The organism is Bradyrhizobium sp. WBAH42, from assembly GCF_024585265.1.
In the GTDB taxonomy this organism is placed as follows: Bacteria; Pseudomonadota; Alphaproteobacteria; order Rhizobiales; family Xanthobacteraceae; genus Bradyrhizobium.
In genome coordinates, this window is record NZ_CP036533.1 from 7,230,090 (window position 1) to 7,241,973 (window position 11,884).

An 11,884-nucleotide genomic window follows, 5' to 3' on the forward strand; every position below is an offset into this window, starting at 1 on the left:
GGTGATGCTCAGCCCGCCTCCAGATCGGGGGCGGCATCGCCCGGCTGCCGCTGCATGCGCCGAGCGATCTTTTCCTCGCTCGGCACCTTGACGTCCCAGGCGAGCCCGAGCGCTTCCAGCGCGCGGATGAAGATGAAGCCGGGATCGAACTCGAACCAGCGCAGGCCGAAGGCCGCCGAATACGGGAAGGCGTGATGGTTGTTGTGCCAGCCCTCGCCCCAGGCGAGCCAGGCCATCACGCCGAGATTGCGGCTGTTGTCGTCGCGGGTGACGAAGGGCTGTGCGCCGAAGCTGTGCATGACCGAGTTGATGGCAGACATGGTCTGCTCGACCACGAACATCCGCACCACGCCGCCCCAGAGAAAGCCGGTCAGCGCACCCCACAGGCTCATCGTCGCCAAGCCGCCGATCAGCGCGGGCAGCAGCAGGCCAAGGCCGACCCAGGTGTAGTAATGGCTGTTGATCGCAACCAGCCTGCGGTCCGCCATCAGGTCCGGCACGTAGTGGGCGACGTTGGGATAATCATGCGCGATCATCCAGGTCAGGTGCGCGTGCAGGAAGCCGCGCAGGCGGCCGAGCAGACCCTCGCCATGCAGTCGCGGCGAGTGCAGGTCGCCGTCATGATCGGACAGCTCGTGATGCCGCCGGTGCATCGCGGCCCAGGACAGCATGGGGCCGCGGCCGGCCATCGAGCCCATGACGATCAGGATCGCGCTCATCGTCGTGGAGGTCGCGAAGGCGCGGTGCGTGAACAGGCGGTGATAGCCGACGGTGAGGCCGAGACCCGTGATCAGCCAGAAGCCGAACAACAGTCCGAGCTCCATCGCGCCGATCGGGCCGACAATCAACAGGCCCAGCGCAACCAGCGTGCCGATGAACGGCAGCACGTCGAAAATAATGAAATGCCGCCGCTGCATCCTGTGGAAGTGCCGGCTGCGGATGATGCGGTGATCGCGTTTCTGTTGCACGGTCGGGCTTCCAGGTCGGCTCATATGACTACATACAAGCCTGGCGGGCGCAACCCAAGCCGCGGCACCCAGGGTTTCAACAGCCGCGAAAGCCCATAGAATAGGCGAGCGACGCAAAATGCGTTCAAATCCGGTCCTTTCCGCTTGCCCCTCGAGGCCCCATGCCGTCACCTGTTGCAACCATTCTGACTGTGATCTCGATTGTGATGGCGGGACAGGCCATGGGATCCGATCTGGCCTTCGACCTCGAGGCGCATCGCGGCGGGCGGGCGCTGTTGCCGGAAAACACCCTGCCCGCCTTCGCCCATTCGCTGACGATGGGCGTGGACACGCTGGAGCTCGACGTCGGCGTCACCGCGGACGGCGAAGTGATCGTCTCGCATGAGCGCGGGCTCAATCCCGATCTCGCACGGCGGCCCGACGGGACCTACATCGCTCCGCCCGGCACCCCTTTCGTCAAGCTGCGGCTCGACGAGGTCAGGACCTATGACGTCGGCCAGATCCGCCCCGAGAGTGCCTACTCACGACAATTCCCCGACCAGCGTGCGCTGCCGGGGACGCGCATTCCCAGCTTGCGCGAGCTGTTCGCGCTGGTGCGCAAGTCCGGCAACACGCGGGTGCGCTTCAACATCGAGACCAAGATCGATCCGAATCATCCGGATGAAACGCTGGATCCGCAGGCCTTCGTCGCGAAGCTGCTCGGGGTAATCGAGACCGAAGGATTCTCCGACCGCGTCATGATCCAGTCGTTCGACTGGCGGACCCTGCTTCTCGTGCAGCAGCAGGCGCCGAAGATCCCGACCGTGTACCTGACGCTCCAGCGCGGCTCGGCCCCGACGGTGGCGCTCGACAAGGCGACGAGCTGGACGGCGGGGTTCAGCCCGGCCGATCACGCCGGCTCGTTGCCGCGGACGATCAAGGCCGCGGGCGGCGCGATCTGGTCGCCCAATTTCGGCGACGTGACCGCGGCGCTGGTTTCCGAGGCCCATGCACAGGGACTCCGCGTCGTGGTCTGGACGGTCAACAAGCGTGAAGACATGGCGCGGATGATCGAGATCGGCGTCGACGGCATCATCTCGGACAGGCCGGACCTGCTGCGGCAAGTCGCCGGGGAGAAGGGGATCGCGCTGCCGGCGGGGACGCCGGTGGCGCCGTAATCAATCTCGTGTCCCGGACGCGGAGCGGCATGCAATGACGCGACGCAGAGCCGGCACTCAGAATTGTGGGCCCCGGCTCTGCAGCGCACCGCACCGGACGTTGCTTCGCATCGCCGGGGAAGCGCTGCGCTGCGTCCGGGGCACCAGACCATTCGTGGCGCGCCCCCTACTCCCCGTCCTTCCAACGCCGATATAGCGCGCCCAGGATGTTGGAATAATCGTCGGTCCAGACCCGCGCCCTGTCGTCGGCCTCGGTCAGCTCCCATTGCTTGGAGGACGCGAGCCTGCCGACATCGGCCTCCTCGCGCGCGGAGATGACGACGTCGGTGGAGAAGATGTAGTCACCATCGCGGCCCGAATCCTCGTTGAAGACCCAGCTCTTGAGATCGTTGGCATCCGCAATGCCGACCACGACGGTCTCGAGATCCAGATGCCGGTTGGAGACGTGCATCACCACGGCACCGTGCGGTGCGAGCTTGTCCTTGTAGATCTTCATCGCCTCTTCGGTCGCAAGATGGATCGGGATCGCATCGGACGAATAGGCATCGACGATGATGAGATCATAGGCGCCATCGGGCTCCTTGGCGAAGGTGAGGCGCGCATCGCCGATGACGGGCTTCATGTCCGGCATGCAGCTCGATATGTAGCGGAAATTCCTGGGGTCACGCGCCGCGTCGACCATGGACTGGTCGATCTCGAAAAAGGTCCAGTTCTCCCCTGGCTCGGCGGCGCAGGCGAGCGTGCCGGAGCCGACGCCGATCGCGGCGACCTTCAGCGGCGCGCCCTTGCGCTCGCGGATCGCGCTGACGGCCTGACCGATGCCGCCGTCCTTGTGATAATAGGTGATCGGCTCGGGCTTGCCTGCGACCGGCGTGCCGTCGTTGTTGCGGAAGCGCTCGGCGCCATGAATGGTGGTGCCGTGCATCAGCACGTGGAAATAGCCGCCCGGCGTCACCACGATCTTGTGCACGCCGAAGAAGCTGCGCACGGTCGTGACGCGGCCCTCGTCTGCGGGATAAACGCGGATCAACGCCAGCGCCAGCGCGACGGTGGCAAAGATCTTCCAGCGCCCGGCATTGAGGATCAGCGCGAGCAGCGCGGCGAGCACGCCGACGGCGCCGGCGACCCAGACGCGATGATCCTCGAACCAGGTCGAGAGGCCGCCCGTCGTGTATGACGGCGCGATGAGCGCCAGTGCGAGCGCGGCGAGCGCCAGCCAGTACCATTTGACGACGCCACCCAGCCGCTCGTTCGCGGACGGACGGCACAGCGCGGCAAGCGCGATCAGGATCGGATATTCGGCGATCCACGAGAAGGTGAAGGGCGCAACGAGCCCCGCGAACAAGCCACCGACCATGCCGCCGAACGACAGCGCAACATAGAAGCCGGTGAGATATCTGGCGGCAGGCCGCGTCCGCGCCAGCTCGCCGTGGCAGGCCATGGCAATGACGAAGAAGCAGAGTTGATGCCCGCCGAGCGTCAGCAGCAGGTTCTGCTCGCCGCCGAAAGCCAGCAGGACGACGACGCCGGCGATCGCGACGGGCTGGAGCATCAGCATCCATTTGTGCGGCAGCAGCGGCCGCGACTGGAACACGACGACCCAGGTCAGCAGGTACAGAGACAGCGGCAGCACCCACAAGAGCGGCGCCGCTGCGACGTCGGTCGAGATGTGGGCGGTGACGGCGATGAGCAGGCCCGAGGGCACGGCGGCGAGGAAGATCCAGCGCAGCCGCGTCAAGAGGCCTGGCGCGGGTGCATTCACGTCCTCGGCCCGCGCGCCGGCCACGGCCAGCTTCGGCGAACGCAACAACAGCACGCCGCAGGCGCCGATGAGGAGGATCAGCAGGCCATAGCCACCGGTCCAGAACCGGTTCTGCATCTGCAGCGTGAACATCGGCTCCAGCAGGAACGGATAGGACAACAGTGCAAGGAAGCTGCCGATATTGGAGGAGGCGTAGAGGAAATAGGGATCATGGCCGGCCGGATGGCCGGTGCGGACGAACCAGGCCTGCAGCAGCGGATTGTTGGCGGCGAGCGCGAAGAACGGCAGCCCGATCGAGACCGCGAACAGGCCGAGCAGCCAGATCGCGTAGCCCGAAGCCGGCGGCTCGCCATAGGCAGAGGCGATGCCGAGCGGCAGCGTGGCGAAGGCGGCGAGCAGCAGCAGCAGATGCACCGCCACGGGGACGATCCGGTTCCGCGCCTGCATCAACAGATGCGCATAGGCATAGCCGGCCAGCAGCAGCGACTGGAAGAACACCATCGCGACCGACCACACCGCCGGCGAGCCGCCGAGCCGCGGCAGCACCATCTTGGTGAACAGCGGCTGCACCGAGAACAGCAGCAGCGCGCTGACGAAGATCGCAGCGGTGTAGACCGTCAGCAGCAGCCGGTTGCGCGACGACGACGGCTGCTCCGTGGCGGCGGGTTGCACGATCGAATCCATGAATGCTCCGGCTCAAACCCGGCGGGCGCCGGACCGCGCGCAATGGAGCACAAGGCGCCTGCACGGGCAATAAAGTGTGGCGTGATGTTGCAGCAAGGAATGCTTGATATAGAGATGTCATTCCGGGGCGCCTCGGAGGCGAACCCGGAATCTCGAGATTCCGGGTCTGGTCCTTCGGACCATCCCGGAATAACAGTGGAACAACTTGAATCCCTCATGACGGAAACCGACGTCGTCATCATCGGCGCAGGCCATAACGGCCTCACCTGCGCGGCCTATCTCGCGATGGCGGGTCTGCGCGTGCGCGTGGTCGAGCGGCGCAAAGTGGTCGGCGGTGCGGCGGCGACGGAGGAGTTTCACCCCGGCTTTCGCAATTCGGTCGCGGCCTACACCGTGAGCCTGCTCAACCCGCAGGTGATCCGTGATCTCAGGCTCGCCGAGCAAGGCCTGCGCATCGTCGAGCGGCGTGCGCAGAATTTTCTGCCCGCGCCGGATGGCAGCTATCTCCTCACCGGCGAGGGGCGGACGAAAGCTTCGGTGGCGCGGCTCAGCGCGCATGATGCGGAAGCCCTCGACGGCTTCACGCGCGAGCTGGAAGACATCGCCGACGTGCTCAGGCGGTTCGTGCTGCGCGCGCCGCCGAACCTGCTCGACGGCTTCGGCACAAATGCGATCCGCGAGGCCGTGAACGCTTTACAGAGCGCCAACATTCTGCGCGGCCTGACGCTGGAACAAAGCCGCAGCCTGCTCGATCTGTTCACGCGCTCGGCCGGCGAGATGCTGGACGAACGTTTCGAGCACGATCTGGTCAAGGCGCTGTTCGGCTTCGACGCCATCGTCGGCAACTATGCCAGCCCCTACGCCGCCGGCTCGGCCTATGTGATGCTGCATCACGCGTTCGGCGAGGTGAACGGCAAGAAGGGCGTCTGGGGCCACGCCATCGGCGGCATGGGCGCGATCACGCAGGCCATGGCACGCGCGGCACGCGACCGTGGCGTCGTGATCGACACGGATGCCGGCGTCCGCGAGGTCATCGTCGAGCGCGACCGCGCCGTCGGCGTCGTGCTGGAGAACGGCTCTGCGATCCGCGCGAAATATGTCGCGGCCAATGTCAATCCAAAGCTGCTCTACACGCGCCTGATCGCGGCCGAGGCTCTTCCGGCGGACTTCCTCGCCCGCATCCGGCACTGGAAGAACGGCTCCGGCACGTTCCGCATGAATGTGGCGCTGGATCGCCTGCCCTCCTTCACGGCGCTATCGGGCGAGGGCGATCACCTCACCTCCGGCATCATCCTGGCACCGAGTCTCGGCTACATGGACCGCGCCTGGGGCGACGCGCGCGCCCACGGCTGGAGCCGCGAGCCGGTGGTGGAAATGCTGATCCCCTCAACGCTCGACGACACGCTGGCTCCGGCCGGCAAGCATGTCGCGAGCCTGTTCTGCCAGCATGTCGCACCAAGCCTTCCCGATGGCAGGTCCTGGGACGACCATCGCGAAGAGGTCGCCGATCTGATGATCGCGACGGTGGACAAATATGCCCCGGGTTTTGCGGCGAGCGTGCTCGGCCGCCAGATCCTGTCTCCGCTCGATCTCGAGCGCCAATTCGGGCTGCTCGGCGGCGACATCTTCCACGGTGCGCTGACGCTGAACCAGCTGTTCTCGGCGCGGCCGATGCTGGGCCACGCCGATTATCGCGGGCCGCTGAGAGGCCTCTACCATTGCGGCTCCGGCGCCCATCCCGGCGGCGGCGTCACCGGCGCCCCCGGCCACAACGCGGCGCAGGCGATCCTGCGGGATCACCGCTCGCTGTTCGGAAGCCGTGGATAGGCCTGTGGATGGGTTGTGGACAGGCTGTCGAAAGGTCTGTGACCGGCCAGAGGATGTCCGGGCGAGACGGTCGGGAGCGAGCCTGGGGAAAGCCGGTGGAAAATCGGCGGGGCAATCGCGGGAAAAGTGGCGGACAGGGCCCTGACAAGCAGGCGGATAAGCTGTGCAGCCCTTCGAAGACCGCGAGCCCCAAAAGACCTCGCCCACCAGGGGAAACCCCTAGCGGGCGGTGATCAGGAATAGCCTTTGAAGAAAATAGCCCCCGCTTTGAAATGGCGGCGGAAATTACTTCAAGGAGGTGCTAATCGAAGTGAACTTCTCGTTCATGGTGGTGCCCAGCCCGTTCACCACGGTAATGATCGCCAGGGCGATGCCCGCGGCGATCAGGCCGTATTCGATCGCGGTTGCACCGGACTCGTCCGACCAGAACTTTTGAATCATGCGCTTCAAGACTCGCCTCCGTTTCAATTCCAAGCTGTGTTGGTTCGATTCCACATCCGGGAATGTACGGGGAACCCACTTCAGGCGGGTTAACCTGCGAACCGCAACTTGTCCGGAAACTCACCCGCAAAAGTTCCAAAAATTGAACTCAACGGAACCCTTAATGCAGTCTTCCCCCACCCATCGCGCCAGTTTTTCGATCGGCAGCGAAGCCGACGCCAAGCGGGTCGTCGATGTGCTCACCGAGGTGTTTTTCGACGGTGATGCGGCGGTCGCCGCCTTCGAACGGCCCGACGGACAATGGGACGTGACGCTGCATTTCGCCGATGCGCCGGATCAGGAATGGCTAGCCGAACTCGTTGCAACTTCAGCAGGAAATGAGATTGCGGCGACGCTCGTCTTCGACACGGTCGAAGCCAAGGACTGGGTCAAGGCCAGCCTTGAAGATCTCGTCCCGGTGCCGGCCGGGCGCTTCGTGGTGCACGGCAGCCACGATCGCGACCGTGTGACGCCGAACAAGCTCGCCATCGAGATCGAGGCGGCGCTCGCCTTCGGCACCGGTCACCATGGCACGACGCGCGGCTGTTTACTTCTGCTTGACCATGTCCTGAAGAGTTCCCGCCCGAGGAACCTGCTCGACCTCGGCACCGGCACGGGCGTGCTGGCGATCGCGGCCGCGAAGGCGCTGCATCGCGTGGTGCTGGCCTCCGACATCGACCCGCCCTCGGTGCGGGTGGCGGCTGAGAATGCCGCGCTCAATGAAGTGGGCAACCATGTGCGGGTGATCCGCGCCACCGGCTTTGCCGCGCCGGATTTTGCGCGTGCGGGGCCGTTCGACCTGGTGCTCGCCAATATCCTTGCCAATCCGTTGCGGCAATTGGCGGGCCCGATGGTGCGGCACCTTGCGCCTGGCGCCCGCGTCATCCTCTCCGGCCTCTTGACGCACCAGGCGCCCGCCGTGATCGCCGCCTACCGCGCGCGCGGCCTCGTGCCGGTGAAGCATCTCAGGATCGAGGGATGGAGCAGTCTGTTGTTGCGGAAGCTCTCGTAGGGCGGGCAATGCGACTTGCCCGCCGTAGCTCGAAGAGCGAAGGCTGAAGCGTGCCCACCATTCTTTCTACAATCGCGTCATTTTACAATCGCGGAATGACGGTGGGCACGGCGCTCTGCGCCTTTGCCCACCCTACAAAATCTCGCGCTACTCCGCCGGCTTCTCGTCGCGGCGTGACGCGCGCTGCCCCTGCAAGGCACGCCTCGCGCGGCGCTCTGCGAAACGGTCGATCATCTGGCTGATGAGGCCGCGCGGCTTCTTGGGTGTCGGAGTTGTCGGGGCGCGGCGCGCCGGCGGCGAAATCTTCTCAAAGGTGAACGCTGGCATCGTGTGTCCCCTCGCCGTTGAGATGAACCACCTGCTCGAATTTCCCTGTCATCCGGACGAAGCGCAACTGCCGCATCCTTTACTCCACTCAACTCGAATGGAACTATTCAAGCACAGTCCATGCCAGATGCGCCGCAAATGCGTCTACATTGCGGACTGATCCCCATGATCCTAAAGTGATCCACCATGTTCGAAGCGCACTTCCAGACATTCGAGGAGCCGCAGGCCGGCATCGCGTTGGCGGCACGGCTGGCCGCACTTCGCGAAGAACTTGCCCGTCGCAAGCTGACCGGCTTCGTCGTGCCACGTGCCGATCAGCAGCAGAACGAATATGTGCCACCATCGGAAGAGCGGCTCGCCTGGTTGACCGGCTTCACGGGCTCGGCGGGGCTAGCCGTGGTTCTGCCGCATGAGGCAGCACTGTTCGTCGACGGCCGCTACACGCTGCAGGCCGCCAAGCAGGTCGACGCCAAGGCGTGGGTGGTGGAATCGCTGATCGACCCGCCGCCCGAGAGCTGGGTGGCGGCGCATCTGAAAGCCGGCGACCGCCTCGGATTTGATCCGTGGCTGCACACTTTTTCGGCAGCCGAACGACTGTCCGCAGCCTGCGCCAAGGCCGGCGCCGAGCTGGTCGCCGTCGACAGCAATCCGATCGACGCAGTCTGGCAGGACCGGCCGCAGCCGCCGCTCGCCCCCGTCGCCGTGCACAGCCTCCAGCATGCCGGTGTCCCTGAAGCGGAGAAGCTGGCGCAGATCAGGGCCGAGATCGCCAAGCTCGGCACCGATGCGCTGGTGCTGTCGGACAGCCACGCAGTGGCCTGGACCTTCAACATCCGCGGCGCCGACGTCGCCCATACCCCGCTGCCGCTGTCCTACGCCTTGGTGCCGAAAGAGGGCCGTCCCACCATCTTCATCGACCACCGCAAGCTCTCCAACCTCACACGCGACCATCTCGAGCAGTCCGCCGACGTGCGCGAACCGGACGCCATGGCGCCGACGCTGATGGCGCTGGCCAAGAGTGGTGGATCGATCGCGCTCGACAACGCCACCGCCGCCGACGCACTCAGCCGGCTGATCACGGGCGCCGGCGGCAAGCCGGTGCGCGGCAGCGATCCGGTTGCACTGCTCAAGGCGGTCAAGAACGCGACCGAGATCAAGGGCACCAAGACGGCTCATTTGCGCGACGCTGTGGCGCTGGCGCGCTTCCTCGCATGGATCGATCGCGAGGCGCCAAGCGGCAAGCTCACCGAGATCGACGCGGTCGAGGCGCTGGAAACCTTCCGCCGCGACACCGGCGCGCTCAAGGACGTCTCGTTTCCCACCATCTCCGGCACCGGCCCGAACGGCGCCATCGTGCATTACCGCGTCACCCGCAAGAGCAACCGGCGGATCGCGTCCGGCGATCTCCTGCTGATCGATTCCGGCGCACAATATGAAGACGGCACTACCGACGTCACGCGCACCATGGCGGTGGGCGAGCCGACGGATGAGATGCGCGACCGCTTCACCCGCGTGCTGCGCGGTCACATCGCGATCGCGCGCGCCGTCTTTCCGGACGGCACCACGGGCGCGCAACTCGACACGCTGGCGCGGCAATATCTCTGGGCCGCCGGGCTCGATTTCGAGCACGGCACCGGCCACGGCGTCGGCAGCTATCTCTCGGTGCACGAAGGACCGGCGCGAATTTCGAAGCTCGGCACCACGCCGCTGAAGCGCGGCATGATCCTGTCCAACGAGCCCGGCTACTACAAGACCGACGGCTTCGGCATCCGCATCGAAAACCTCGAGCTGGTCGTTGCCGCCGAGGTCAAGGGCGCCGAGAAGCCGATGAACGCGTTCGAGACGCTGACCCTGGCGCCGATCGACCGCCGCCTGATCGATGTCGCGATGCTGAGCCGCGACGAGCTCGATTGGCTTAACGCCTATCATGCCCGCGTGAGGGATGACGTGCGGCCGGCGCTGGACGAGGCGACGAAGGCCTGGCTCGATCAGGCCACGGCCGAGCTGAAGGCGTAGTGCGCATAGCGCCACGCGGATTGTGCAAGGCTGTTACGACACGATAGGTGTCATGCCCGCGAAGGCGGGCATCCAGTACGCCGCAGCCCCTCGATCAATCATTGCCGTCTCTGGAATACTGATTCCCCGCCTTCGCGGGGAATGACCCCGAACTTTCAGCACGAGCGAAGCGCCCAAACGATCGCCATCGTGCCCTCATCATAACCGTCCCGAAATCCGAATAGCCGCATTCCGAATCGCCGATATCGGTCTTGCGTGGGCACGCTACAGTCGATTCGAATTCGGACGACGGACGACATATGCACGGCATGATCAGCAGGCCGCCGGACGCGGCGACGAAAAACATCGCGACTTCGCGCCTGGTGTTGCTGCTGCTGGTCGTGATGACCGGGGTCGCGCCGATCTCGCTCTACATCCTGGTTCCGGCACTGCCGGTGCTGGCGACGAATTTCGGCAGCGACATCTCGATCGCGCAGATGACGGTGTCGCTCTACATGGTCGGCATCGCGCTGTCGCAGCTGATCATGGGGCCGCTGTCGGACCGGTTCGGGCGGCGGCCGGTGCTGCTGGGAGGGCTGGCGCTGATGGTGGTTGCCAGCATCGGCTGTATTTTTGCCGAGACCCTGCCGCAATTGATCGCCGCACGCTTCTTCCAGGCGCTCGGCGGCGCATCCGGCATGGTGATTAGCCGAGCCATCATCCGCGACATCTACGAGCGCGACCGCGTCGCCTCGATGATCAGCCTCGTGGTCGCGGCGTTGATGATCGGGCAGATGGTCTCGCCGCTCACCGGCGGCCTGATCGAGACCGCGTTCGGCTGGCGCGCGATCTTCTACGCCATCACCATCGCCGCCATCGTCGTTGCCGTCGGTATCGCCTTCGCGCTGCCCGAGACCCGCCGCAGCCGCAGCGCCGGCAGCGGCTTCCGCGCCGATATCGGCACGCTGATCCGGAGCCGCGCCTTCGTCGGCTATGTGATGTGCCAGGTGCTCGCGTCCCAGATCATCTTCACCTTCGCCGGCGGCGGGCCCTACATCGTGGTGACGCAGATGGGCCGCAGCAGCGCCGAATACGGCGCCTGGTTCGCGACGACGGGCTTTGCGTTTCTGGTCGGCAACCTGCTCTGCGTGCGCTTTGCGCCGCGCCATTCGTTGGAGAAGCTGATCTGGTTCGGGCTCGCCCTGCAGCTCTGCGGCAGCTTTGCGAACCTCTTCTGGAGCTTCGCCGGCTGGAACGAGGCGCCCGCCTGGCTGTTCGGCACCCAGATGATCGTGATGGCCGGCAACGCCTTCGTGATGGCGAATTCCGCCGCCGGCGCCATCAGCATCCGTCCCGAAGCAGCCGGCACCGCCTCGGGCGCGATGGGCTTCCTGCAGCAAGGCATTGGCGCGCTGATGTCGCAATTCGGCGCCTATCTCGGCGGCCATTCCGCGACGACGCTGCCGCTGACATCAGCGGTTCTCGCGATCTCCCTGCTCTGCGCCTGCGTGATGATGTTCGTCGTGCCCCGCCGCGAGATGGTGCCGAGCGAAGCGCTGATCGAGCAGGCCGAGGAGGACGAGACGGGGATGATGTGAGGGGCGCTGCGCGCGCCGCACCCGTCTTTGCGAAGAGTCTGAAACGAAAGAGGCGGGGCTGGGCCCCGCCTCTC

At 65.7% G+C, this 11,884-nt stretch carries 9 protein-coding genes; 5 read left to right on the forward strand and 4 right to left on the reverse strand.

Annotation, left to right across the window (positions count from 1 at the left end; genetic code table 11):
* Positions 1-8: 8 nt before the first annotated feature.
* Positions 9-968, reverse strand: coding sequence for a fatty acid desaturase (locus DCG74_RS34075; RefSeq protein WP_257187465.1), 960 nt, complete (start codon positions 966-968; stop codon positions 9-11).
* A gap of 221 nt (positions 969-1,189) precedes the next feature.
* Between DCG74_RS34075 and DCG74_RS34080 the strand changes: the two genes are divergently transcribed.
* Positions 1,190-2,125 carry a glycerophosphodiester phosphodiesterase gene (locus DCG74_RS34080; protein WP_246708906.1) on the forward strand — a complete coding sequence of 312 codons (936 nt, stop codon included), beginning with the start codon at positions 1,190-1,192 and terminating at the stop codon, positions 2,123-2,125.
* Positions 2,126-2,291: 166 nt separating this feature from the next.
* Here the strand turns inward: DCG74_RS34080 and DCG74_RS34085 are convergent, their stop codons facing one another.
* Positions 2,292-4,571 carry a spermidine synthase gene (locus DCG74_RS34085; protein WP_172787496.1) on the reverse strand — a complete coding sequence of 760 codons (2,280 nt, stop codon included), beginning with the start codon at positions 4,569-4,571 and terminating at the stop codon, positions 2,292-2,294.
* A gap of 216 nt (positions 4,572-4,787) precedes the next feature.
* On the opposite strand from DCG74_RS34085, the gene DCG74_RS34090 reads away from it, so the two are divergent.
* Positions 4,788-6,398, forward strand: a complete 1,611-nt coding sequence (locus tag DCG74_RS34090; protein ID WP_172787497.1) for an NAD(P)/FAD-dependent oxidoreductase — start codon at positions 4,788-4,790, stop codon at positions 6,396-6,398.
* A 285-nt stretch (positions 6,399-6,683) separates the two neighbouring features.
* On the opposite strand, the gene DCG74_RS34095 is transcribed toward DCG74_RS34090, so the two are convergent.
* A complete protein-coding gene (locus DCG74_RS34095; RefSeq protein ID WP_085968950.1) occupies positions 6,684-6,839 on the reverse strand; it encodes a Flp family type IVb pilin in 156 nt (51 codons plus the stop codon).
* Between the two features lie 163 nt (positions 6,840-7,002).
* Here DCG74_RS34095 and DCG74_RS34100 point away from each other — a divergent pair, with 163 nt between their 5' ends.
* The gene (locus tag DCG74_RS34100; protein ID WP_172787498.1) at positions 7,003-7,890 is read left to right on the forward strand and encodes a 50S ribosomal protein L11 methyltransferase; all 888 of its coding nucleotides are present in this window, start codon (positions 7,003-7,005) and stop codon (positions 7,888-7,890) included.
* 147 nt (positions 7,891-8,037) lie between these two features.
* Here DCG74_RS34100 and DCG74_RS34105 read toward each other — a convergent pair whose 3' ends face one another.
* On the reverse strand, positions 8,038-8,217 hold the full coding sequence (locus tag DCG74_RS34105) for a hypothetical protein (protein ID WP_172787499.1): 180 nt from the start codon (positions 8,215-8,217) through the stop codon (positions 8,038-8,040).
* A 186-nt stretch (positions 8,218-8,403) separates the two neighbouring features.
* Between DCG74_RS34105 and DCG74_RS34110 the strand changes: the two genes are divergently transcribed.
* Entirely contained in the window at positions 8,404-10,233 is a 1,830-nt protein-coding gene (locus tag DCG74_RS34110) for an aminopeptidase P family protein (protein ID WP_172787500.1), read from the forward strand.
* Positions 10,234-10,532: 299 nt separating this feature from the next.
* Positions 10,533-11,810 (forward strand): multidrug effflux MFS transporter, encoded by a 1,278-nt coding sequence (locus tag DCG74_RS34115; protein ID WP_172787501.1) that lies wholly within the window; start codon positions 10,533-10,535, stop codon positions 11,808-11,810.
* Positions 11,811-11,884: the final 74 nt, after the last annotated feature.